Origin of the sequence: Gilliamella sp. N-G2, from assembly GCF_002142215.1 — a bacterium.
Taxonomy (GTDB): Bacteria; Pseudomonadota; Gammaproteobacteria; order Enterobacterales; family Orbaceae; genus Gilliamella.
In genome coordinates, this window is record NZ_NAST01000006.1 from 93,731 (window position 1) to 118,495 (window position 24,765).

At 34.5% G+C, this 24,765-nt stretch carries 20 protein-coding genes and 1 pseudogene; 11 read left to right on the forward strand and 10 right to left on the reverse strand.

Going from position 1 to position 24,765, the window contains the following annotated elements; translation table 11 throughout:
- Positions 1-388 precede the first annotated feature (388 nt).
- Positions 389-2,554 (reverse strand): annotated as a pseudogene (locus tag B6C99_RS04610) (Tex family protein); the annotation flags it as partial.
- 44 nt (positions 2,555-2,598) lie between these two features.
- Between B6C99_RS04610 and greB the strand changes: the two are divergent.
- Complete coding sequence (gene greB / locus B6C99_RS04615) at positions 2,599-3,081, forward strand: transcription elongation factor GreB (RefSeq protein WP_086358758.1); 483 nt, start codon at positions 2,599-2,601, stop codon at positions 3,079-3,081.
- Between the two features lie 14 nt (positions 3,082-3,095).
- On the opposite strand, the gene B6C99_RS04620 is transcribed toward greB, so the two are convergent.
- The 5 genes from B6C99_RS04620 to B6C99_RS04640 all read right to left on the reverse strand — a co-directional run bounded on the left by B6C99_RS04620 (position 3,096) and on the right by B6C99_RS04640 (position 7,923).
- A complete protein-coding gene (locus tag B6C99_RS04620; protein WP_086358759.1) occupies positions 3,096-3,542 on the reverse strand; it encodes a PTS sugar transporter subunit IIA in 447 nt (148 codons plus the stop codon).
- A gap of 85 nt (positions 3,543-3,627) precedes the next feature.
- A complete protein-coding gene (locus tag B6C99_RS04625; protein ID WP_086358778.1) occupies positions 3,628-4,551 on the reverse strand; it encodes a transketolase family protein in 924 nt (307 codons plus the stop codon).
- A gap of 5 nt (positions 4,552-4,556) precedes the next feature.
- The gene (locus tag B6C99_RS04630; protein WP_086358760.1) at positions 4,557-5,354 is read right to left on the reverse strand and encodes a transketolase; all 798 of its coding nucleotides are present in this window, start codon (positions 5,352-5,354) and stop codon (positions 4,557-4,559) included.
- A 33-nt stretch (positions 5,355-5,387) separates the two neighbouring features.
- Positions 5,388-6,413 (reverse strand): zinc-binding dehydrogenase, encoded by a 1,026-nt coding sequence (locus B6C99_RS04635; RefSeq protein ID WP_086358761.1) that lies wholly within the window; start codon positions 6,411-6,413, stop codon positions 5,388-5,390.
- A gap of 58 nt (positions 6,414-6,471) precedes the next feature.
- Positions 6,472-7,923, reverse strand: coding sequence for a PTS mannitol transporter subunit IICB (locus B6C99_RS04640; RefSeq protein WP_086358762.1), 1,452 nt, complete (start codon positions 7,921-7,923; stop codon positions 6,472-6,474).
- A gap of 264 nt (positions 7,924-8,187) precedes the next feature.
- Between B6C99_RS04640 and B6C99_RS04645 the strand changes: the two genes are divergently transcribed.
- The 3 genes from B6C99_RS04645 to B6C99_RS04655 all read left to right on the forward strand — a co-directional run bounded on the left by B6C99_RS04645 (position 8,188) and on the right by B6C99_RS04655 (position 11,854).
- The gene (locus B6C99_RS04645) at positions 8,188-8,928 is read left to right on the forward strand and encodes a GntR family transcriptional regulator (RefSeq protein WP_086358763.1); all 741 of its coding nucleotides are present in this window, start codon (positions 8,188-8,190) and stop codon (positions 8,926-8,928) included.
- Between the two features lie 92 nt (positions 8,929-9,020).
- Positions 9,021-10,121, forward strand: a complete 1,101-nt coding sequence (locus B6C99_RS04650) for a YcbX family protein (RefSeq protein ID WP_086358764.1) — start codon at positions 9,021-9,023, stop codon at positions 10,119-10,121.
- A gap of 65 nt (positions 10,122-10,186) precedes the next feature.
- Positions 10,187-11,854, forward strand: coding sequence for a tetratricopeptide repeat protein (locus tag B6C99_RS04655; protein WP_086366007.1), 1,668 nt, complete (start codon positions 10,187-10,189; stop codon positions 11,852-11,854).
- Positions 11,855-11,964: 110 nt separating this feature from the next.
- On the opposite strand, the gene B6C99_RS04660 is transcribed toward B6C99_RS04655, so the two are convergent.
- Together B6C99_RS04660 and ilvC are read right to left on the reverse strand one after the other, a co-directional pair.
- Complete coding sequence (locus B6C99_RS04660) at positions 11,965-12,546, reverse strand: cell division protein ZapC (protein WP_086358766.1); 582 nt, start codon at positions 12,544-12,546, stop codon at positions 11,965-11,967.
- Between the two features lie 293 nt (positions 12,547-12,839).
- Positions 12,840-14,318, reverse strand: a complete 1,479-nt coding sequence (gene ilvC, locus B6C99_RS04665; protein WP_086358767.1) for a ketol-acid reductoisomerase — start codon at positions 14,316-14,318, stop codon at positions 12,840-12,842.
- 177 nt (positions 14,319-14,495) lie between these two features.
- Between ilvC and B6C99_RS04670 the strand changes: the two genes are divergently transcribed.
- The 7 genes from B6C99_RS04670 (at position 14,496) to ruvC (ending at position 19,882) form a co-directional block, all read left to right on the forward strand.
- Positions 14,496-14,723, forward strand: a complete 228-nt coding sequence (locus B6C99_RS04670; RefSeq protein ID WP_086358768.1) for a YhdT family protein — start codon at positions 14,496-14,498, stop codon at positions 14,721-14,723.
- 11 nt (positions 14,724-14,734) lie between these two features.
- Complete coding sequence (gene panF, locus B6C99_RS04675) at positions 14,735-16,186, forward strand: sodium/pantothenate symporter (protein WP_086358769.1); 1,452 nt, start codon at positions 14,735-14,737, stop codon at positions 16,184-16,186.
- On the forward strand, positions 16,161-17,027 hold the full coding sequence (gene prmA / locus B6C99_RS04680) for a 50S ribosomal protein L11 methyltransferase (protein WP_086358770.1): 867 nt from the start codon (positions 16,161-16,163) through the stop codon (positions 17,025-17,027). Before panF ends, prmA begins: the two co-directional genes overlap by 26 nt.
- A 35-nt stretch (positions 17,028-17,062) precedes the next feature.
- Positions 17,063-18,061 carry a tRNA dihydrouridine synthase DusB gene (gene dusB / locus B6C99_RS04685; protein ID WP_086358771.1) on the forward strand — a complete coding sequence of 333 codons (999 nt, stop codon included), beginning with the start codon at positions 17,063-17,065 and terminating at the stop codon, positions 18,059-18,061.
- Positions 18,062-18,077: 16 nt separating this feature from the next.
- Positions 18,078-18,374, forward strand: coding sequence for a DNA-binding transcriptional regulator Fis (fis, locus tag B6C99_RS04690; RefSeq protein WP_034883623.1), 297 nt, complete (start codon positions 18,078-18,080; stop codon positions 18,372-18,374).
- Between the two features lie 276 nt (positions 18,375-18,650).
- On the forward strand, positions 18,651-19,394 hold the full coding sequence (locus B6C99_RS04695) for a YebC/PmpR family DNA-binding transcriptional regulator (protein WP_034883630.1): 744 nt from the start codon (positions 18,651-18,653) through the stop codon (positions 19,392-19,394).
- A complete protein-coding gene (ruvC, locus tag B6C99_RS04700; RefSeq protein ID WP_086358772.1) occupies positions 19,394-19,882 on the forward strand; it encodes a crossover junction endodeoxyribonuclease RuvC in 489 nt (162 codons plus the stop codon). The genes B6C99_RS04695 and ruvC overlap by 1 nt, the downstream gene beginning before the upstream one ends.
- 188 nt (positions 19,883-20,070) lie before the next feature.
- Here the strand turns inward: ruvC and B6C99_RS04705 are convergent, their stop codons facing one another.
- Positions 20,071-23,280: an efflux RND transporter permease subunit gene (locus B6C99_RS04705; protein WP_086358773.1), complete on the reverse strand. Its 3,210-nt coding sequence runs from the start codon at positions 23,278-23,280 to the stop codon at positions 20,071-20,073.
- Positions 23,281-23,299: 19 nt separating this feature from the next.
- Entirely contained in the window at positions 23,300-24,496 is a 1,197-nt protein-coding gene (locus B6C99_RS04710; RefSeq protein ID WP_086358774.1) for an efflux RND transporter periplasmic adaptor subunit, read from the reverse strand.
- Between the last annotated feature and the right edge of the window lie 269 nt (positions 24,497-24,765).

Below are 24,765 nucleotides of genomic sequence, written 5' to 3' on the forward strand. Positions count from 1 at the left end.
AGACAAAAATTTGGAAAAGCTAAAAAAGGTAAGACTAAATAAAGAAACTGAATTTGAAAACAATTAATAATTAATTGGAATTTAGCAGTAGCATTATTATATATGATTATACTTTGATAAGGAAATAGTAAAAAAAATTATTTTCCGTTTATTAATACCAATTCATGGAAGAATTTAAAATTATTAATATTACTTAAGTTATATTTCAAAAATCAAAGGGGAATAATTTCCCCTTTTTTAATTTGATATATGATTATTTACTTTTTTTAAATGCGGCAGCAAATGCATTACCCATAGCACTGTTAGTCCGCGTGGCAGCAGATTGATTTTTATTAGATACCTTATTGTTAGCCGATCGGCTACTATCAAGTTTCGACGTAGCTGTATCATCTAAACGCATTGATAAAGCAATACGTTTTCGGGCAATATCAACTTCTATTACTTTCACTTTAACAATATCGCCTGCTTTTACTATGGTTCGCGGATCATCAACAAATCGATCTGATAATGCTGAAATATGAACTAGACCATCTTGATGCACACCGATATCCACAAAAGCGCCAAAATTAGTTACATTAGTTACCGCTCCCTCCATAATCATGCCAATTTTTAAATCTTCCATTGTTTCAATATTATCGGCAAATTGTGCAGTTTTAAATTCTGGCCTTGGATCTCGTCCTGGTTTATCTAATTCTTTAATAATATCAGTTACTGTCGGTACACCAAAATTGTCATCAACATAATCGATAGCTTTTAGTGATTTAAGATAATTCGAATCACCTAAAATGTCTTTTAAGGCTTTATGATTTTTTTCTAAAATCCTTTCAACAACAGGATAGGCTTCCGGATGAACGGCTGATGCATCAAGCGGATTTGCACCTTCCATAATTCTTAAAAAGCCGGCACATTGTTCAAATGCTTTAGGTCCTAATCGTGGCACTTTTAATAATTGTTTTCTATCGGCAAATTGACCATTTTGGTTACGCCAATCGACAATATTTTGGGCGATCACTTTATTAAGGCCGGCAATACGTGCAAGTAGCATCATTGAAGCGGTATTTAAATTAACACCTACCGCATTAACCCCATCTTCAACCACCGCATCAAGTTTTTTCGCAAGTTGAGTTTGGCTTACATCATGTTGATATTGACCAACACCTATCGATTTTGGATCAATTTTAACTAATTCAGCTAATGGATCTTGCAAACGTCGCGCAATGGAAACCGCACCACGGATTGATACGTCGAGATCAGGAAACTCTTGTGCCGCAAGTTCTGAAGCCGAATAAACTGACGCCCCGGCTTCACTAACAATCACTTTCTGACCTTTGACTTCTGGATATTTTTTCTGAACATCAAGATAAAAACGTTCTGTCTCTCGTGAAGCAGTACCATTACCGATTGCGACAAGTTCAACTTGATATTTTATACATAACGCAGCAACAATCATTGCCGCTTTATCCGCCTGACCAGTATGTGGATAGATAGTTTCGGTAGCAACTAATTTTCCGGTCGCATCAACGACAGCAATTTTAACACCAGTTCGCAAGCCTGGATCCATCCCCATAGTGACTTTCATGCCCGCTGGTGCGGCCATTAACATATCATGGAGATTAGCCGCAAAGACGTTAATGGCTTCTTCTTCGGCTCGTTCTCGCAGCGTTGTCATAAGTTCAGTTTCCATGTGCATTAAGATTTTAATGCGCCATGTCCAATTGATCACTGCTTTTCGCCATTTGTCGGTTAATTGATCATTAAATCTAATGCCTAAATGTTCGGTGATAATCTGTTCACAATAGCTTTCTTTAGGAGCTTCTTCATATTGAGGATCAGCATTTAAAGAAAGTTGTAAAAATCCTTCATTTCGACCACGAAACATGGCTAAAGCCCGATGTGAAGGCACTTTTGAAATAAGTTCACTTTGAGCAAAATAATCTCTAAATTTAGCGCCCTCTTCTTCTTTACCGGCAATAACTTGAGAAACAAGATGGGCATTATTCCAAAGGTAATGACGAACTTTAGCTAGTAAAGTCGCATCTTCAGCAAAACGCTCCATTAAAATATAACGCGCACCATCTAATGCAGATTTAGTATCAGTAATACCTTTATCAGTATTAATATATTTTTCCGCTTCTGCTTCTGGATTGAGATCCGGGCGTTGCCATAAATCATCAGCAAGTGCTTCAAGACCTGCTTCGATTGCAATTTGCCCACGAGTACGACGTTTTGGCTTATAAGGGAGATAGAGATCTTCTAATTCGGTCTTACTAAGGGTATTGGTAATTTTTTGACTTAATTCAGAGGTTAATTTACCTTGTTCCTCAATTGATTTTAGAATCGTTAGTTTACGATCTTCAAGTTCTCGCAAATAACTTAAACGACTATCTAAAGTACGTAACTGGGTATCATCTAATCCTCCCGTTACCTCTTTACGATAGCGAGCAATAAATGGTACGGTGCTTCCATCGTCTAATAATTGAATGGCAGCTAAAACTTGTTCTGGTTTTACGGTTAATTCACCCGCTATAATATGGCTTATTTGATTATTTATCATGGTATCTCTGTATATCTTATCGATTAACGGAATTTATATTCATCATGCAAAAAGCTAATTATATAACAAGAGAAGGCTACTTGGCACTCGATCGTGAGTTGAAATATTTATGGAAAGAAGAACGGCCTAGAGTAACTCAGGCAGTATCTGATGCTGCAGCACTCGGTGATCGTAGTGAAAATGCCGAATATATTTATGGAAAAAGAAGGTTACGCGAGATTGATAGACGTGTACGATTCTTGACTAAACGCTTAGAGATCTTAAAAATTGTCGATCCTGATCCGCGTCAAGAAGGTAAAGTTTTTTTTGGCGCTTGGGTAAAATTAGAAGATGATTCAGGAAAATTACATATTTATCGAATCGTCGGTACCGATGAATTCGATCCGAAGAGAAATTGGATATCCATCAATAGCCCTGTTGCCAGAGCTTTGATCGGCCATAAGATTGATGATGAAATCTTAGTCATCACACCAAACGGTAAAACGTTTTTTTATATCATTGATATTAGTTACCAAGAACTTGTTTAGATGTTTTTTTATGATTATTGAAATAATAAACATTCAAAATCATCTACGTTATCAACATTGATTAAATTATCAAGTCGATCGTCTTCATCCAACCATTCGATTAGATCAGACATCGCATCGATATGCTTATTATTGTCTGATGCCGCTAACATAATAAGCAAAGATATTTTTTCACCGTCAGGGAAAATAACCGGATGAGTGCATTTTAATAAAGAAAATTTTGTATCTTCACAAATTACACCATTTTCAGAACGAGCATGAGGTAAGGCAAAGCCATCTGCAATAATAAAGTAAGCACCAATTTCATTAACATTATCAATAATAGAGGTGATATATCTTTGTTCGATGTGATTATTTTCGATTAATGAATTTCCAACTATTTGAATCGCACTTTTCCAATCCAAATTTTCTTTACTAAATTGCCAATGCTGCTCAAAAATAGGATGTAACTGTTTAGACATATTTTAACCTTTACTCTTGTATTACTTATTATTAATTTTTAACTTTAATATGGTTACAAGCTATCACTTGTAACCATTATTTATTTTAAGATAAAACCTTCAAAAATTGGTCACAAATATTTTGACCACTAATGCCATATTTATCTTTTAATTGACTACTTTTTCCTGATTCAGTAAACGTATCAGAAACGCCTATCCTTATTAGTGGTTTTAAAATACCATTTTGCATACTTTGCTCGGCAATTAATCCACCAACTCCGCCATTAATACTATGGTTTTCAACAGTTATAATGACATTAACCTGTTGACATAAGGATTTAAATTTTTCCAGATTAAATGGTTTAATACAGGCTAAATGTATAAGTTTACCTTTATGACCAAGTGAGGATAATTTTTGATAACCGTCATTAGCTTGTTCGTAACTTGCCCCTTCGAAGATGATGGCAAAATCATTTCCTTCATCAATAACGGCATCAATATCATTGACTCGAGGAACGATTGTTTTATCCCGAACTGGCATTGGTTCACGTGCAACTCTTATGTAAACAGGGCCATTGATTTTAGCCGCTTGTTCAAAAGCTTGGTAAACTTCATCCGCATCAGCAGGCGATAAAACGGTTAGATTAGGTAAAACTCTTGTTAACGCAATATCTTCTAGAGCATGATGTGAGGCACCATCAAATCCACCATCAACACCTGGGTGAGTTCCAACTATTTTAATATTGGCATTTGCATAACAAGATTGTCGCAGCTGAGTCCATACTGTTCCGGTGGCAAAAATAGCAAAATCGATAAAGAACGGAATTAATCCTTCGAATGATTGCCCCGCGGCAAAACTTAATGATGAAGCCTCAGCAATACCCATTTCAAAAAAACGTTCTGGGTAATTTTTTGCAAACTGATCTGCACGAGTTGAACTAGCTAAATCACAATCAATAACAGTAATTGGGAAATTGTTTTCTGCTAATTGAATTAACGCTTTACCAATTGCATCTCGAGGTGCTTTCATTTCTGTCATTGTAAATCCTCCATAGCTTGTTTATATTCGACATCAGTTGGTGTTTTAGAATGCCAATCACCATTATTTTCCATAAAACTAACTCCTTTTCCTTTAATGGTGTGCGCTAAAATAGCTATCGGTTTTCCTTTATAATGACTCGCCAAAGCAAAACCATCTACAACTTGTTGCATATCATTACCGTCGGTTAATTCAATTACGTGCCAACCAAAAACTCGTAATTTGTCAGCCAATGGCTCTAATCTACATACTGAATTCACCTCGTCATGAGACGATAATTTATTGTAATCAATAACCGCAACTAAATTATCCATTTGCATATGAGCAGCTTGTTGTAACGCTTCCCAAATTTGTCCTTCATGCATTTCACCATCACCAATGATGGCATAAACTTTGTTAGGATCATTATTGAGTTTTTTAGCGGCAGCCATTCCCAATGCAATTGACAATCCTTGGCCTAATAAACCTGTATTTGCGTCAAGTTGTGGGACCGTCTTGATATTAGGATGCCCTTGAAGACGAGAATTTAAATTACGGAAAGTACTCATTTCTTCATCTTTAATAAAACCTAATTGTTTAAGTAATGCGTACTGAATGGCAACCGCATGACCTTTACTCATCACCAGCCGAGCTCGCGGACTTTGGTTGAAATTAATTTCATTGTGATAAAGGTAGGTCATGATATCGGTTATTGATAATGCCCCACCAGGGTGACCAGCCCCTGAACGATATATCATAGTGACAATATCACGTCTGGCTTGTTTTGCTGAAATTTTTAACTGTTCAATATTCATCATTTCCTCACTTGTTCTGTTCCATAATCAAGCTCAACATTTAATAAGCACTTTAAGTTTGCCATCAAGATTTCCCGATATAGCTTGTTGAAAGGCTTTATCGGCATCTTCTAATGAAAATACTTTTTGATAAATAATTTGGGATAAGTCGGTTTGAACTTCTTTTCGATTTAGTAATTTAGCCGTATTAATAAGATCTTCCGGTGTATACATATGACTAGAAATAACAGTTATTTCTGATGATTGTAATTCATGAAGATTTACGCTATTTCCTTTAGCATATTGGGCGATAAGCACTAAATATTCTGGTTTTCGTTGAGAATCAATAATTTCATCAAATACCTTTCTAACCCCCGAGCATTCAAAAATGATTGGTCTAATTTTTGAATTTAAAATATCAACTTCAGAGATACTATTTTTCACCGTGAAACCAAGTTCATTAAGTAATTTAACTCGAGCTTGATTGGTTTCAATGATAATTGGTTTTAGATTATGAAGATGTTTTAAAACCAAGCCGGTCACTACACCGATAGTGCCACCACCAGTAATAATGATTGGATAATTATTTAAATCTATATTTTCTAGAAGCGTAACTGCATGGTAACCGACCGCCAAAGGTTCAAATGTTGCGGCTATTTTAAGATCGATGTTATTGTCTAATTTGACTAAATGATCAAGATCTATGGTGATATATTGCGCTAAAGTCCCATCTAATCTAAATCCCATTACACGGCGATTTACACGACAAATATTAGGATGTCCATTAACACAGTTAACACATTCCCCACATCCAACAAGTGGATTGATTGCCACGTGATCACCAACTGAAAATCCTTTAGGATTAGGACTTACTTTGGTAATAACCCCAACGGCTTCATGGCCTTGAATAAAGTTTGTTGGTGGCTTCAATGAGGGATGCATTCCCAGATAGAAGTGGGTATCTGAACCACAGATACCACCATATTCAATTTTAACGACTGCATTTCCATCATCGAGCGAAGGTTCAGGAAGTTCAATGATTTCTGTTTTTTTTATATCAGTTATTTTTACTGCTTTCATGTTTTGTCTCTTCGTTAAGAAAGTTATAAGATTCTTACTACCATTAAACCGTAAGGTATTAAGATAAAGCTTCTTTTATCTTATTAATCAATTCGTCCAATTTAGGATCACCAATATAATTTTTAATGCTTATTATTGGTTGTGTTACTTTCTGATTCGCTCTTTCAACTAAACGTTCTTGAATAACAACAAGATCTGCTTCTTTTGGTACATTTTCGATAGAAAAATGCTTCACAATAATGTCTTTATCTACACCGTTTTCTTTTAGTAGTTTTTTAAATCTTGATGCACCTAGAGCGCTAGAACCAGCTCCAGCATCACAAGCAAAAGCAATGAATTGAATATTTTTTAGATCAACCCCTTGTTCATTTGATTGATTTGATAATTGAATGTCAGCTTTAGCTTTTAAATAAGCTTTGTTGCTTCCTTCTAATTTAGTATCAATTACTTCTTGTTTTGAATTAGAAAAATCTTCATCTTTTTCAGTGATTGGACTAATCTTAAGTAGCAAACTACAACCAATAAATGAAACTATCGCTGCTGCACCTATACCACATATTGTTGCTAGATGTTTACCTGGAGGGGTAAGTGCTAAGAAGGCAAAAATTGATCCTGGTGTTGCACCTGCAACTAACCCAGCATTCATAAGTGAAAAAACAATAATCCCAGCCGCTGAACCTAGCATTAGAGGGAAAATCATTAGTGGTCGCATATAAACATATGGGAAATACATTTCATGAATGCCGCCAAAGAAATGAATAATAGTTGCTGCTGGTGCAGATTTTTTACTCATACCTTTACCGAAGAAACAGAATGCTAATAGTAAACCTAATCCTGGACCAGGGCTGGCAAATACCATAAAATAAACTGATGATCCGTTAACTAAAGCGTCCTTCATTCCTAATTGATAGAATATTGCCTGATCGATAGCATTATTAAGGAAAAGTACCCTAGTAGGCTCAATTAGTAAGGCGAGAGAAGCTAAATAACCAGTTTTCAATAATCCATCTATTGCTGCTGCGATAATATTAGTAATTGATAGCATGAATGGGCCAATAAAATAATAACCTAAAATAGCTAAGCCCATTCCTAAGAAACCTAATGCAAAATTTTGAATAATGTTTTCAAAGCCATTAGGTAAACGGTTTTCTAATAATTTATCAAGCCGTTTGCTGCAATAACCGCCCAAAGGTCCCATAGCCATTGCCCCTAATAACATAGGTATGTCTGAGCCGACTACAATCCCCATAGTACCGACAGTACCAATTATAGCACCACGTTTACCGCCAACCATATCACCACCTGTATAACCTACAAGCATCGGTAACATGTAAGTAATCATAGGGCTAACTAAACTACCTAATTGTTCGTTAGGCAACCAACCTGCTGGAATAAAAAGAGCGGTAATAAATCCCCAAGCCATGAAAGCCCCGATATTGGGTATAACCATAGCTGTGAGAAATCCACCAAAACTCTGAATTTTAGCTCTTAATGAGATTTTCTTATCCATAGAAAAATTCCTTACAATTTAAAATATATATGCATATTTAATATGACTAGTCATATAAATATTAATTAAATAATATTTTATTAAAAAATAATGTATATATAATTTTTTTCAAAATGTTAAGTAAATCACATTTTAATTTTCAAACTTTTATGAATACACATATTATAACTAAGTTTACTGTGATATTTAATTTAGAGTCAAAATGTTGCCATCTGTGTTTATTTGAATGAAAATGGTGATCAAGAGAAAAATTAAGGAATAAAAATGAGTGGTAACGTAACAACTAAACAATTAAAAGTTATCAATTACATTACTAATCTAATAGAAGAAAAAAACCTATCTGCTGGTGAAAAAATTGATACCGAAGTCAACATTGCAAAGATTTTGGATGTAACTCGAACTACCGTTAGAGAAGCGACAAGACATTTATTAGATGAAGGATTAGTTTACCGTGTTAGAAAATCAGGATTACATGTTGGTTCATTCGAACGCAATATTAATTTAACCGGTAAATTTAATGTTATTTCACATTTCGATTATCAAGCTAAAAAACAAGGTTATAAGGGATCTAGAAAAGTACTTTCAGCAAGTATAATTCCCGTTCCAAGTGAAGAATTGGCCAGTTTACTTAAATTAAAAAGAAGCGATTTTGTTTATAAAATTGTAAGACTAATGTTCTTTGATGATATCCCTGTATCGATCGAATTTACATTAATACCCGCTAATTTATTTGATCAGTTTGAGTTTAGTCAATTAGAGATATCAAAATTTGGTTATATTGAAGAGATCACAGGAAAAAAAGTAAAAAAACGAATTCAAAATATTATGGCTGTGAATGTTGATGATGAAAATATAGAGGATTCATTAAATATAGTTAAAAATACTGCACTATTAAAACTTGAAGAGGTCACTTATCTTGAGGATGATACCCCTTGTGAACATAATACTTCTTTTATAAAAGCTGAGTATCATCCTATACAAAATATTATTGAGCGACGATTATAACGCTTTTTGTCGGAGAATTTATTTGCACTATATATATAAATTATGAATAATTAACTATATAATTCTGGCAAACTAATTGAATATTTGCCTGCATGATTGCCGTTAACCAACTATTTATCTATCCGATTAAATCAATGCAAGGTATTGCATTAACAGCAGCCAATAGTATTGATGGTGGTTTTGAACGTGACCGCGTTTTGATGTTATGTGAACCTGATGGGACCTTTATTACGGCTAGACAATATCCAGAACTGTTGAAACTTAAACCCACATTACACAATAATCAAATAGAGGTTTCGCTACCAACTAACGAATCAATAATTATTAATTTTGATGAGTTTTCATTAAACAATGAAGCCACAGAGGTTTGGGGAAATCACTTCACCTCACATATTGCACCAATAAAAGTTAATCAATTTTTTAGTCATATTCTCGAAAAAGATGTACAAATGCGCTGGATAGGTAAACAACTAACCAGAAGAACTAAACGTTACCCAGACGTACCGGTAAGTTTTGCCGATGGTTATCCCTATTTATTATTAAATCAAGCTTCATTCAATTATCTAAAACAGCAATGTCCTGAAACATTGGATATTCAGCAATTTCGTGGCAATATTATTATTGATGGTGCTCTTCCGTTTGCTGAAGATGGATGGAAAACGATTAAAATAGGCGAAGTAATTTTTGATATCGTTAAGCCTTGTACTCGTTGTGTATTAACTACCTTCAATGTCAATTCAGCCAAAGCATTACCGAATAATGAACCTTTAAGAACTTTAGGTTACTTTAGAGCTGATTTAGAAGGGAAAATCGATTTTGGCATAAATATGATTGCTCGCAATCATGGTACCGTATCTATTGGCGATAACATTGAGATACTTGAGCGGCAACCTGCTAAAAATTACATAAAAAACTTTCCTAAACAAGCAACAAAAGACTCGCAACTTTGTACAATTACATTCGAAGATAAAAAAATTGTCGGTAATAATCAGCAAACAATTTTAGAACAACTCGAACAGCATCATATTTCACTCCCTAACTCTTGTCGAGCTGGCGTATGTGGCCGTTGCTCTGTATTATTAAAAAAAGGAAATGTAAAGTCATTAACTCAATCAGCTGTAAAACAAAATAAACATATTCTTGCTTGTAGTTGTATACCTAAAGGGGATATCACGATAGAATTGGTAAAATGAAAATAACTTTTATTGCAGGACGCAAAATTTATTAAAATTATAAGAAAGATAAAAGGTTATCATGGATGTTTAGAAAATTATTTTTATTTATATTTCTCTGTTCGCTTTCTACAGCTGTATTTTCTTTGGATCATTATAAAATGGTGTTTGATGATATAAAGGAAGGAAAAGAAGCTAAAATTCTTAAAGAACTAAATGAAGGCAATACAACAAACCTCAGTTCCCTTTCACAATTAGGTATGAATTATATCGAATTAGCGCATAATTTTAGCTTAAAAAATTGTAAAAAGGTTTACAAAATTAATGAGTTGGTGTCTAGTTGGAAGGATCATTTTGTTTTGACCGAAGATATCTACTATAACGAATATGATGAGGAAAAAGAATATAATGACTCCTTATCATATAGATGTAAAAAAGTAGATTATGCAGACATAAATTATTTTATTAAACCTAAATTAGTGGATAAAGGATTATCACTAATTCGAATAGCAATCCTGAATGGTGATTTAAACGCAGTTAGATTATTAATAGATTTAAAAGATTCAGATAAAATACCATACGGTTATGTCATTAATTTAATTGAATGTTTAAAAACAGATAATGAGATAAATGTTAATCAATATGCATCATTTTTAATTGGGCAAGAGTATCTTACATCCCCACAGATTGATCCAACAAGCGCATTGCAACAATTTGCTAATGCAAAAGATATTGATGATCCATCTTTATCCTATTTTATTGCTTACGCTAAAATTGAAAAGCTAATTGAGGATTTATTAGATAATAAATACAGTTTTAGTGACGAAGATTATAAACATGAAAACAAAATAATTGATAAAGAGACCTTAGAAAATATTCAAGAGAAAGCTTCACGAGGCAATATAAAATCCCTACTTTATTTGAGCAAATATTATGTAAACGAAGTAAAGCTAAGTAAAGCTTTGATGTATTTTAATCAGGCTTGCTCACTAGCGTCTTCACGAGCATGTGAAATGTATCAGTTACAGTTCAAGCTTTCAGAAAATCGAGAATTTTACACTTTATTAGAAAAATTTGATAAAGATACACTTGATCCTGAAATAGCCATTGCCATTGCTAAATGGTGTGAATCACATCACAAATATTTAGCTGCAATTTATTTCTATTCACATGTTGCTGATAACAATCCTCAATTATTTCTTGATATAGCTGATTTATATCCTAAAACAGAGCTTTTTACCTCTGAAAAAGATGCAGAAATATTGAAAAATTATATCAAGTATGTGAATTATATTAAAAGTCCTAAAATCATGGAAAAGATTGCTTTCAAGTATGACTATGATTCAAATTTTGATCAAAAAATTTATTGGTTAGAAGCGGCTGCAAATGCGGGTAGTTTTTCATCTCAACGAACATTATCCGAGATGTATATGAAAGGCGATTATGTAACTCAAAATTATGACAAAGCAATTTACTGGCATCAAAGATACTGTTTCGATGAACAAGATGGATATACATGGGGAAGTTGTATTGCTTTAAATATATTAAGACAAGATCCTCAATTACAACGAGCATTAAATAATGGTGATATGGAGGCCCAGTACAAAGTAGGTTCGATGTTTATTGAACATACAACATTGTATGAAATAGGGGTAGATTTACTTGAAAAAGCAGCCAAACAAGGTCATAGCTCAGCTGAACTGAGACTAATTTTGAATAGTAGTAAACGCAGCGATTTAAACTTTTCTCAATAATATTAAATTGAAAGTAAAATTATTTTATTAGATGGAATTGTTAATTTAAAAAAGAATATATTAATAAATGAGTAGAAACTTGCTACTCATTTTGAATAAAATTATATTAATTAAGAAATGGCTTTTAATGCTAATTGCTCATTCTCAGAAACTGCTGAATTTTCTGTTTTTGCTAATGAGTTAACTAAAGCTAATCTGTCATTCATCACTTTGATTGCTTCTGAAAAATAGAAAGTTTTATTCATCGCTATAAATGTTGGTTGGGCAATAATACAAAGTGAGGCGTTCTCACCCGCTTCAACAACTAATAAACATACTTTTTGGCCAGTCTCTTGCATATTTACGCTAACAACATCAGCTACCTTAGGTTGGAAAAACATTGGCTGTTGAGAAAAATACCAGCTTTTAGGCATTTGCGGCTTTAAAAAATTTGCAGCAACAATTGCATTAATGGATAATTCAATTTTTTGTGAGTCCGTTAACACCAACGATTGACAGCTATTATAAAACTGGTAATAAGCTGTTGCATCATCAACTGAAAAAGAAAACTCATCAAATACATCTGGAATTAATATTTTGCTAGCATAATTACACCGAAATAGCATTTCTGATGAAATTTCAAGCATTAAACTATCATATTCATTATCAAAATACCAACGCCAGCTATCTGTTGGTCGAAAAGCCATTTTCATTGATATTTTATCCTTTCAAATTGAACTAAATTTGAACAAAATATATCATAATTTATATAAAAAATAAATAAAAATTTAAAATAAAAAAATTTTAATTACTTAATTTTTAAAAATTTTATTGCAATTTATCAAAGTTCCAAATGATCTAAGTTAGATCCAAATATAGATCTTAATGATCCTTTCGGATCAAATTTAATTTGAATAGAAATAGTAAGTTCATATAATTGTAATTAACAAATTTTTAGCATAAAAAAAGGTGCTATTTAGCACCTTTTAGTAATCAGTTGATAAAATTAACTTGCAACATTAATACGTTTCATATCAGTCATATAGCTACGAAGTTTACGTCCAATAACTTCGATTGGGTGATGACGAATAGCCTCGTTAACATCACGTAATTGCGCATTATCAACACTGCCTTCAGGAATTGCTTTTCCTAAATCACCTGCTTGTAACATTGGCATAAATTTCTCTTTTAATAATGGTACAGCAGCATTGGCAAATAAATAGTTACCATATTCAGCGGTATCTGAAATAACAACATTCATTTCATATAGTCGTTTACGGGCAATAGTATTTGCGATAAGTGGTAATTCGTGTAATGATTCATAATAAGCTGATTCAGGTAAAATTCCAGACTCAAGCATGGTTTCAAATGCTAGTTCAACACCAGCTTTAACCATAGCAACCATTACAACTCCTTGATCGAAATAAGCTTGTTCATCAATCTTACCTTGGTATTCTGCCGCTTTTTCAAATGCAGTTTCACCTGTTTCTTTACGCCATTTCAATAAGTTAACATCATCGTTAGCCCAATCTTTCATCATAGTAGATGAAAACTCACCAGAAATAATGTCATCCATATGTTTACGATAAAGATCGGTCATAATTACTTTTAATTCTTTAGCTAACGCATTAGCGCGTAACTTAGCTGGATTTGATAAACGATCCATCATTAAGGTAATACCACCTTGTTTTAATGCTTCAGTGATCGTTTCCCAACCAAATTGTAATAATTTACACGCATATGCTGGATCTACGCCATCAGCAACCAATTTATCAAAGCAAAGTAATGATCCAGTTTGTAACATACCACATAAAATAGTTTGTTCACCCATTAGATCTGATTTAACTTCAGCAACAAAAGAAGATTGTAACACACCGGCACGATGACCACCTGTTGCTGCCGCCCATGCTTTAGCAATTGCTAGACCTTCACCTTTCGGATCGTTTTCTGGATGCACAGCGATCAAGGTTGGTACACCAAATCCACGTTTATATTCTTCACGAACTTCTGTTCCTGGACATTTTGGCGCAACCATAACGACAGTAATATCTGGTCGGATTTTTTCACCAACTTCAACGATATTAAAACCATGTGAGTAACCTAATGCCGCATCTTTTTTCATTAATGGTTGTACAGCTTTTACCACAGCAGAATGTTGTTTATCTGGAGTAAGGTTGATAACCAAATCAGCTGTTGGAATTAATTCTTCATAAGTTCCTACTTTAAAACCATTCTCAGTAGCTTTTTTCCATGATGCTCTTTTTTCATCAATAGCTTCTTTACGTAATGCATAAGTAATATCTAAACCAGAATCACGCATATTTAGCCCTTGGTTAAGACCTTGTGCACCACAACCTACGATGACAATTTTTTTACCTTTTAAAAAATTAGCTTCTGATGCAAATTCATCGCGCGCCATAAAACGACATTGACCTAATTGTTCTAATTTTTCGCGTAAATTTAGTGTATTAAAATAATTTGACATTATTCTCTCCATGAGTTGAATTTCTGATAATTAAGTTGTAAGCACTATACCGTAAAAGCATAATTGCGGAAATTGATATATTTAGAATATTATGTTGCATAAATTGCAATATACTTGCTAAGTTAACTACTTTCTTTTACTCTAAGCCACCCCAAATAACTTAACCATTTATTTAATATGGATACTCGTTACAAGCAAGCTAATAAAGAAGCAAAACTTTCATTGCTACTGACTATCATTTACTTCGCTGCATGGGTAATTACTGCTTATACTGTCAAAAATCAAACCGGATTTTTGGGTTTACCATTATGGTTTGAACTATCCTGTATATTTGTACCATCGGGTTTTATCTTGTTGTGTTTTATTATAGTAAAAAAACAATTTAAAAATATTCCACTAGAATAGGCCATTAAACCGTGCAATTAGATATTATTCTTCCTCTTGTTATTTATCTTATATTTGTATTTGCATTATCAATTTATGCATATGCAAAACGAAAAAAAGTAAATCAATTTACTGATTATTTTATTGGTAATCGGACTATGGGCGGTTTTTTACTAGCAATGACTTTAGCAGCAACTTATATTAGTGCCAGTTCTTTTATCGGTGGACCAGGGGCTGCTTATAAATATGGTCTCGGTTGGGTTCTGTTGTCGATGATTCAAGTTCCAACCGTATTATTATCACTTGGTATTCTTGGCAAAAAATTCGCAATTTTAGCCCGTAAATACAATGCAATAACGCTAAGTGATATGCTCTATTCTCATTATAAAAGCAAACTAATTGTATGCTTTGCCAGTATTGCTCTTATTGCGGCTTTTATTGGTGCTATGACCGTACAATTTGTCGGTGGAGCCCGATTACTACAATCATCTGTAGGTATTCCCTATGATATAGGATTACTTATTTTTGGTATTGGTACAGTAATTTACACAGCTTTTGGCGGATTCAGAGCCAGCATATTAAATGATGCATTTCAAGGGTTGGTAATGATTATTGGCGCCATTTTGTTATTAGTTGCCATTATTTATGCTGGCGGTGGCATTACAAATATAGTTGATCGTTTAAATCAGATCGATCCTGCATTATTAACACCTCAAGGCCCTGACAATTTTATGGACTTTCCATTTATGGCATCATTCTGGGTTTTAGTCTGTTTTGGAGTTGTTGGTTTACCTCATACCGCTGTTCGTTGTATGGCTTATAAAGATAGTAAGGCTGTTCATCAAGGCATTATTATTGGTACTGCTGTTGTGACAGTCATCATGTTAACAATGCATCTATCTGGCGCACTTGGAAGAGCAATAATAAGTGATTTAACTATTCCAGACCAAATTGTACCAACATTAATTATAAAGGTTTTACCACCTTTAGCCGCAGGAATTTTTTTGGCAGCACCATTATCAGCAATTATGTCCACCATTAATGCACAATTATTACAAGTTTCATCAGTAATTATTAAAGACCTGTTCTTAACGATGAGACCAAATACTAAATTTAGTGATAAAATGCTTACTCGCATCTCAATTATCATAACATTTATTTTTGGTGGTTTATTAATTGTCGCAGCATGGAACCCACCAGAAATGATCATATGGCTTAATTTATTAGCTTTTGGTGGACTTGAAGCAGTATTTTTATGGCCTCTAGTACTAGGACTATATTGGAAAAAGGCTAATTCAACAGGTGCTTTTTGCTCGATGCTTGCTGGTGCTATAAGCTACACATTACTTGCTGTTTATAACATTAAAATCTATGCTTTCCATCCAATAGTGCCATCATTACTTATTGGATTAGTTATATTTATTATTGCCAATCATTTTGGCCAAACGGGAAAAAATTATGCCTTGGATTCAACTCAGAATTAACACAACTAGTGATTTAGCTGAGAGTATTAGCGAACAATTAGAAGAATCAGGGGCTGTGTCAGTCACTTTTCAAGATACTTTTGATAACCCTGTTTTTGAACCTTTACCTGGTGAAACAAAACTTTGGGGAAATACCGATGTTGTCGGATTATATGATGCTGAAACAGATATTGACGAGTTAAAATCAATTTTAAATCTTGAGCAATATTCTTATAAAATCGAACAATTGGAAGATAAAGACTGGGAACGGGAATGGATGGATAATTTCCATCCAATGCAATTTGGTAAACGATTGTGGATCTGCCCTAGCTGGCGTGAAATACCAGATCCTAATGCGGTTAATGTAATGTTGGATCCGGGTTTAGCTTTCGGTACAGGTACTCATCCTACGACGGCTTTATGCTTAAGTTGGCTAGACAGTCTCGATCTTAATAACAAAATTGTGATCGATTATGGATGTGGTTCAGGTATTTTAGCCATTGCTGCGTTAAAATTAGGTGCAGCAAGAGTTATAGGCATTGATATTGATCCTCAAGCGATCCAAGCAAGTCGTGACAATGCTGAACGTAACAAAGTAGGTGAAAAGATTGAACTTTATTTAGCAAAAGATATTCCTGATAATTTACAAGCTGATGTGGTAGTAGCTAACATTTTGGCGGGCCCGTTGAAAGAACTTAACCCCCAGATTAGTAAATTAGTAAAGCTATCAGGAGAACTTGGATTATCTGGAATTTTAGCTAATCAATCACAAAGTGTATGTGACGCATATCAAACTGAGTTTGTACTTGATCCGGTTATTGAACAAGATGAATGGTGCCGTATAACTGGTAAAAAATTATAAAAAATTAATATTACCCCTTTTAACTTCGAGAAAAAATGCGTAATATAGCCGGCCTTAATTCGCTTAGTATCGGAAAGGTCAACTTAAAAAACAATCTGATTGCAGCCCCCATGGCAGGAATAAGTGACAAACCGTTTCGTAACTTATGTCACAAATTTGGTGCTGGGATGACTGTCTCTGAAATGTTTTTAGCAAATTCTGACGTTTGGCGTACTGACAAATCAACATTAAGAATGATTTCAAGTGATGATGTTGGTATACGTGCAGTTCAAATAGTTGGCTCAGACCCGGATGAAATGGCAAGAGCGGCTGAATTTAACGTCAAGCATGGCGCTCAGTTAATTGACATCAATATGGGATGTCCGGCTAAAAAAGTGAATAAAAAATTAGCTGGTTCTGCATTAATGCAGTATCCAGATTTGATAAAAACTATTTTGCAAAAAGTTGTTGGTTCAGTTGATGTGCCAGTAACACTAAAAACTCGGACTGGATGGGATAAAAATAATAGAAATTGCATTGAAATCGCACAAATTGCGCAGGATTGTGGCATAAAGGCTATTACTATTCATGGGCGAAGTCGTGCATGCTTATTCAATGGAAAAGTCGAATATGATTCCATTAAAGCAGTGAAGGAAAAGGTAACTATTCCTGTCATTGCCAATGGTGATATTTGTACCCCAGAACAAGCAAAAGATGTTTTCAAATATACGCAAGCTGATGGTATAATGATAGGCCGAGCGGCACAGGGGCGACCTTGGATATTTGAAGAAATTGCATTCTATTTAGCACACGGACAGTTAAAAAAAAACAAAACAATTGATGAAGTCGAACAAATAGTGTTAACCCACCTTGAAGGTCTTTATCAATTTTATGGAGAATACAAAGGATTACGGATTGCCAGAAAGCATGTATATTGGTATACCAAGAATTATGCTGATAGTGATCAATTCAGGCGCTTATTTAGTGTACTTAGCAATACAAGTGAGCAAGTAAAAACACTAAAAGCATTTTTTAGTCAAATTAGAAACAAATAAAAGAGTTAAAAATACTATGTCAGAACAACGCGTTACAGCTGCAGCACTTAAATTTACAACTGTAAACTCTCAAGACCAAATAACACAAAAGCCTTTGCGAGATTCAGTAAAGCAAGCTTTAAAAAACTATTTATCACAATTAAATGGTGAAGATCCTACTGATCTATACGAATTAGTGTTAGCTGAAGTTGAACACCCATTCCTTGATATGGTTATGCAATATACTCGCGGTAATCAAACTCGAGCAGCAAATATGCTTGGTATCAACCGTGGTACTCTACGCAAAAAATTAAAACAATATGGAATGAGTTAGTCGATACTGACGCATATATTGTTATATAATTTAAAAGCGCCTTCTCAATAAGGCGCTTTTTGTTTGTTAATTTTTTCCTATGTTATATTTCTCTTTGTTGATAACAGATAAAAATTAAATTTACCTTTTGATGAAACTCAGTTTAATAGTTTATGTATAAATAAAAAAATTCTGATTATATTCAAGTATGAAATCAATAAATAGATTGATAATGAACTTTAGCTAAAAGTTTGTTAAAATAGCTCGATTTTTAAATTATTTAATCTGGAGAATTTTATGGCAGGTCATAGTAAATGGGCCAATACCAAACATCGCAAAGCAGCTCAAGATGCTAAGCGCGGTAAAATCTTTACCAAAATTATTCGCGAACTTGTAACCGCAGCAAAACTTGGTGGTGGCGATCCAGCGTCTAACCCTCGTCTACGTGCTGCTATGGACAAAGCATTATCTAACAACATGACTCGAGATACCATGAACAGAGCAATTGCTCGTGGTGTTGGTGGTGAAGATGATACTAACATGGAAACTATCATCTATGAAGGTTATGGTCCAGCTGGTACTGCGGTAATGGTAGAATGCTTAAGTGATAATCGTAATCGTACAGTATCAGAAGTGCGTCACGCGTTTACCAAAACCGGTGGAAACCTAGGTACTGATGGTTCAGTTTCTTACTTATTCACCAAAAAAGGCGTGATCTCATATCCTACCGGAACAGACGAAGACCAAGTCATGGATGCCGCACTTGAAGCTGGTGCTGATGATGTTGTGACTTATGATGATGGTGCAATTGATGTGTTCACAACACCTGAATCATTTGGTGAAGTTAAAGATGCTCTCGATGCAGCAGGTTTAGTCGCTGAATCAGCGGAAGTATCAATGATTCCTGCAACTAAGGTTGATTTGGATATTGACTCTGCACCAAAACTACTACGTCTTATCGATATGCTTGAAGATTGTGATGATGTTCAAGAAGTTTATCATAACGGAGAAGTTTCAGACGAAGTTGCAGCTGCACTCTAATGACTATTATTCTGGGTATTGACCCAGGTTCTCGTTTGACGGGGTACGGCGTAATTCGTCAAACGGGACGACAACTAACCTATCTTGGCAGTGGTTGTATCCGCACTGCAGTCGATGACTTACCAACGCGTTTAAAACGTGTCTATGCTGGTGTAAGCGAAATCATCCTTCAATTTCAACCCGATATGTTTGCTATTGAACAAGTGTTTATGGCTCGTAATGCCGATTCAGCATTAAAATTAGGTCAAGCACGTGGTTCAGCTATTGTTGCCGCCGTAAATAACGATTTACCAGTTTTTGAATATGCAGCGCGCTTAGTCAAACAAAGTGTGGTTGGAACAGGCGCGGCTGACAAAAAACAAGTTCAACACATGGTTAAGTTTTTACTCAAACTACCTGCTAGTCCACAAGCAGATGCGGCTGATGCGCTAGCCATAGCGATTACACATGCCCATATGAGCCAACAACTGATCAAATCAAGTCGTTAAATTCCAATATAATCGAAATATAATTTCTTTATACCTTATTTATATGGTTCAAAACCCCAGTTCCTCAATTCAAAATTTAACTAAGTATAAACTAAGTTATCACTACAACACTTTATCAAAAAATATATAAAAAAAAAAGCACCAAGATTATTAGTGCTTTTAATTCATATCAATTAATAGTTAATCTACTATTTTTCAGTTTTGCCAGTGTAGTTAGTTGGCAATACTATTTTATTCTTATGTTTAGTGAATAATTTAGTTATAAACAAGAAAAACAACGGAACATAAAATATCGCCAAGAATGTTGCAGTTAACATACCACCTATTACCCCAGTACCTACCGCATTCTGACTTACAGAACCTGCACCACTACTTGTTGCTAACGGATACACGCCTAGGATAAAAGCAAATGAAGTCATTAAAATTGGACGTAAACGTAAACGACACGCTTCTAACGTTGCATCAATTAATGACTTACCTTCTTTTTCTAACGCATCTTTAGCAAATTCTACGATCAAAATAGCATTCTTAGCCGATAGTCCCATTGTTGTTAATAGACCAACGATAAAGTAAATATCATTATCAAGACCTCTAAACATGGTTGCATATACGGTACCAATAATACCTAATGGGATAACGAATAAGATAGAAATAGGTACAGTCCAACTTTCATATAATGCAGCTAATGATAAGAACACTACGATAAGTGAAATAATATAAAGTGTTGTCGTTTGTGAACCTGTTTGACGTTCTTGGTAAGAAATATCTGTCCAATCATACGAGAATCCTTTAGGTAAGCTTTTAGATAGTTCTTCCATTATTGCCATAGCTTGACCAGAACTCATACCAGGCGCAGCTGAACCACTAATACCCATTGCAGCAACTCCATCATAGCGAACTAGAGATGGTGACCCATAACTTTTAGTTGTGGTAGCAAATGCATCATAAGGAACCATTTCACCTTTTTGATTTTTCACATGCCAGAAACTAAAATCATCTGGTAACATTCGGTAGGCCGAATCAGATTGTAAATAGACTTTTTTAACCCGATTGTTATAAACAAAGTCATCAATATAAGAAGAACCCAATGCAGTTGAAAGTACGGTATTAACACTGCTTACTGCAACACCAAGTGCTTGAGCCGTTTCAAAATCAACATTAATCTTATATTGTGGAACATCTAGCATACTACCTGGACGAACTTGTTGTAGATTAGGATTCTGTGCAGCTTGACCCAATAATTGGAAAAATGCCCCCATTAGTGCTTCATGACCAAGTCCAGCGGTATCTTTTAACATGTAAGAAAAACCATTTGCCATACCAAGTGAAGGTACAGCCGGAACATTAGTGATAATGACACGACCTTCAGTGATAGTTGAAGCAAATCCCCAACCACTACCAACTAATGCATCGACTTTTTGATCTGGACGTTTACGTTCATCCCAATCTTTTAATCGAATAAAACCAAGCCCCATATTTTGCCCACGACCAACCATACTAAAACCAGCAACGGTAAAGATTTCTTTAACTGAATCGGCTTTTTCATTCATATAAAATTGAGAAGTTTTATTCAATACCGCCATGGTTTGTTCTAATGTTGCACCTGGCGGTAACTCAACCATTACAATCAACACACCCTGATCTTCATTTGGTAAGAAACCAGTTGGTAAACGGTTAAAGCCAAATACTAAGCCAACAACTATCAAGGCATAGCAAACAAATGAAATCAGCGGATAACGAATAAATTTAATTACGCCTTTTTCATACGCATGTAAACTTTTGTTATATAAATTATTAAACTTATTGAAAAACCATTTTGTTCCGATTGAAAGCCAGCTAAACGGAGGTATGCTTTCTAATTTTTCGCCTAACGTAGTTATCTTAACTTTATTTTTCGATGGCGCTTTTAAAATTTGCGCACAAAGAGCTGGTGTTAATACAATTGCCATCAATACTGATAAAGCCATCGATGTTACAATTGTGATTGAAAATTGACGATAGATCCCTCCTGCTGCACCACCATAAAATGCCATTGGTACAAATACCGCTGATAGTACCACGGCGATACCCACTAGTGCCGAAGTAATTTGTTCCATCGATTTGACAGTAGCATCATAAGGCGAAAGTCCTTCGTCATGCATAATACGTTCAACGTTCTCAATTACCACGATAGCATCATCGACCAGAAGACCGATGGCAAGCACCATAGCAAACATGGATAATGTATTAATAGTAAATCCACATATATATAAAACTGCAAACGTACCTAACAACACAACTGGTACGGTGATAGTTGGAATAAGTGTAGAACGCAGATTTTGTAAAAAGACATACATAACGATAACAACCAATATGATTGCTTCAATTAATGTATGAACTACGTTATTAATCGATAACTTAACGAACGGAGTTGTATCATAAGGATAGGCAAATTTGATATCCTCAGGAAAAATCTGTGATAACTCTTGAATTTTTTGGTCAACTTTTGCTGATGTATCGAGTTGGTTTGCACCTGTCGCCAAATAAATACCTAAACCAGCTGATGGTTTACCGTCATAACGTGAAAGAAAGTTATAATCAGCCGCGCCAATTTCAACTTTGGCGACATCTTTTAATAAGATGTTTGAACCATCTGTGTTAACTCGAACTAAAATATTTTGAAATTGCTCAGGTGTTTTTAACCGTGATTGAGCTGTAATGGTTGCATTAAGCTCTTGTCCTTCAGTTGCTGGTAAAGCACCAAGTTGTCCAGCAGTAACCTGCGCATTCTGCGCCTGAATGGCAGCAATAATTTCCTCAATAGATAGATTAAAATAATTAAGTTTATTTGGATCTAACCAAATACGCATTGCATATTCAGAACCAAATAACTGAGTATCACCTACCCCTTGTACACGGCGTATCTGATCTTGTACCGTTGAATAAATAAAGTCAGCAATATCTGCTTGTGTTTTTTGAGGATTGGTAGAATAGAAACCAATAACTTTTAGGAAGTTGGTATTATTTTTAGCAACCGACACCCCATTTTTTTGCACACTTTCTGGCAGACGTGATTTTATACTCTCTACTTTATTCAAAACTTGAACTTGCGCAAAATCAGGGCTAGTACCCGGTGCAAAGGTCAAAGTTGTTTGTACAACCCCCTGGGCACTACTGGTTGATTTCATATAGATCAAATTATCCAAACCAGTCAAGTTTTGCTCAATCAATTGGGTAACTGTATTCTCAATAGTTTGAGCATCAGCCCCTGGATAAACAGCAGAAACCGTAACAGCTGGTGGTGCGATATCAGGATACTGTTCAACAGCGAGTAGCTTAATACATAAAGCACCGCCCAGCATCATCATGATAGCAATTACCCATGCAAAAACAGGTCTATCAATAAAAAACTTAGCCATAATTAACTCTACCCCTGTTTTATTTCACACTGTTTTTGATCAGATTATCTAACTGCTCTTGAGAAAGAGTTGCTGGCTTGTCAACTGCTTGAGCCTTCATAGGTTTACCCATCTCTACAGAAGTTAAATTAAGTAGACCCGTTGTTATAACTTCTTCACCAACATCAATACCACTAGTTACTACCCAATATCCACTTACACCAGTATAGATTTTAATATCTTGGCGATACTCAACCACACCATCCGGTTTTAAAATCTTAGCTGTATATTGACCTTTTTGATTACTAGTAATACCTTGCTGAGGAACTAACACCGCATTTTTGATAGTACCTAATGTCATTTGAGGTTTAACAAACATACCCGGTAAAATTTTACTTTCTTTATTTGAAAATTGAGAGCGTAATGTCACTGTACCAGTAGTCTCATTAACCGTCATATCTGAAAATTTAACACTACCTAGTAAAGCGTATTTTGTACCATCATTAAAAAATAGCTCAACATTATCACCTTTAGCTGGCTCATAAACAATATTTTCATCCTGAAGATATTTATTATAGCGAGTAGCTGCTTCAGTCATATCAACATAAATCGGATCAAGTTGTTGAACTAATGCCAGTGGAGCAGATTGACCAGCTGATACTAATGCTCCTTCTGTCACACTTGATTTACCAATATAACCATCAATCGGCGAATATACTTTAGTATAGTCTAAATTAACTTTAGCTGCGTGTTCTGCTGCTTGAGCAACTAAAACGCTTGCCTCAGCTTGTTTAGCATCAGCGGCTGCTTTATCGTATTCTTGTTGACTGATGGATTTAGTATTTAATAGTCCTGCATAACGTTTTAAAGTAAGTTGAGCTATATTAGCATTTGCTTTTGCACTGGCTACACTCGCAACAGCACTATCATAATTAGCTTGATAGATAGCAGGATCAATTTGATAAAGTGATTGACCCGCTTTAACATTTGAACTTTCTTCAAATTCACGATTCAATACAATTCCACTAACTTGTGGTCTGATTTCGGCTATTTGTGAAGCAACAACACGTCCAGGTAAACTTATTTTTAATGTGTAATTTAATGGTTCGACTTTAAAAACTGTTACCTTCGGTAATTGAGCACTTCCACTTTGTGATTGATTATTATCACAACTGGTTAATAACAATAGACCAGATAATGCCATTGGCAGCGTAAATAATAGCTTATTAAATCTCATATAAAAAAGACCTCGGTAACTTAATAATTATTTTTTTAATAAAAACAATGAATATTATTCAAAAGTGATCGGAGATTTTACAAAAAATATGAATAAATTGTAAGTATCTTAACATCTTAATAGCACAGAGTTCTAAAAAATTCCTAACTAGTCGATAATAAAACAAGAATAATAAAAAATTTAGATTGATAATTATGATTATTTCTAGAAATAAAGTAATATATATGAATTAATTTTTAGTACTGTAATAAGTGAGTATGGATTTAACA

Coding starts and splice junctions, on each gene's coding strand:
- B6C99_RS04710 (WP_086358774.1), bottom strand. CDS start 24,496: ATGAGATTTAATAAGCTATTATTTACGCTGCCAATGGCATTATCTGGT.
- ilvC (WP_086358767.1), bottom strand. CDS start 14,318: ATGTCAAATTATTTTAATACACTAAATTTACGCGAAAAATTAGAACAA.
- B6C99_RS04625 (WP_086358778.1), bottom strand. CDS start 4,551: ATGAAAGCACCTCGAGATGCAATTGGTAAAGCGTTAATTCAATTAGCA.
- B6C99_RS04705 (WP_086358773.1), bottom strand. CDS start 23,280: ATGGCTAAGTTTTTTATTGATAGACCTGTTTTTGCATGGGTAATTGCT.
- B6C99_RS04650 (WP_086358764.1), top strand. CDS start 9,021: ATGATTGCCGTTAACCAACTATTTATCTATCCGATTAAATCAATGCAA.
- B6C99_RS04655 (WP_086366007.1), top strand. CDS start 10,187: ATGTTTAGAAAATTATTTTTATTTATATTTCTCTGTTCGCTTTCTACA.
- B6C99_RS04635 (WP_086358761.1), bottom strand. CDS start 6,413: ATGAAAGCAGTAAAAATAACTGATATAAAAAAAACAGAAATCATTGAA.
- dusB (WP_086358771.1), top strand. CDS start 17,063: ATGCGTAATATAGCCGGCCTTAATTCGCTTAGTATCGGAAAGGTCAAC.
- B6C99_RS04630 (WP_086358760.1), bottom strand. CDS start 5,354: ATGAATATTGAACAGTTAAAAATTTCAGCAAAACAAGCCAGACGTGAT.
- B6C99_RS04620 (WP_086358759.1), bottom strand. CDS start 3,542: ATGTCTAAACAGTTACATCCTATTTTTGAGCAGCATTGGCAATTTAGT.
- B6C99_RS04670 (WP_086358768.1), top strand. CDS start 14,496: ATGGATACTCGTTACAAGCAAGCTAATAAAGAAGCAAAACTTTCATTG.
- B6C99_RS04695 (WP_034883630.1), top strand. CDS start 18,651: ATGGCAGGTCATAGTAAATGGGCCAATACCAAACATCGCAAAGCAGCT.
- B6C99_RS04640 (WP_086358762.1), bottom strand. CDS start 7,923: ATGGATAAGAAAATCTCATTAAGAGCTAAAATTCAGAGTTTTGGTGGA.
- ruvC (WP_086358772.1), top strand. CDS start 19,394: ATGACTATTATTCTGGGTATTGACCCAGGTTCTCGTTTGACGGGGTAC.
- fis (WP_034883623.1), top strand. CDS start 18,078: ATGTCAGAACAACGCGTTACAGCTGCAGCACTTAAATTTACAACTGTA.
- prmA (WP_086358770.1), top strand. CDS start 16,161: ATGCCTTGGATTCAACTCAGAATTAACACAACTAGTGATTTAGCTGAG.
- B6C99_RS04645 (WP_086358763.1), top strand. CDS start 8,188: ATGAGTGGTAACGTAACAACTAAACAATTAAAAGTTATCAATTACATT.
- B6C99_RS04660 (WP_086358766.1), bottom strand. CDS start 12,546: ATGAAAATGGCTTTTCGACCAACAGATAGCTGGCGTTGGTATTTTGAT.
- greB (WP_086358758.1), top strand. CDS start 2,599: ATGCAAAAAGCTAATTATATAACAAGAGAAGGCTACTTGGCACTCGAT.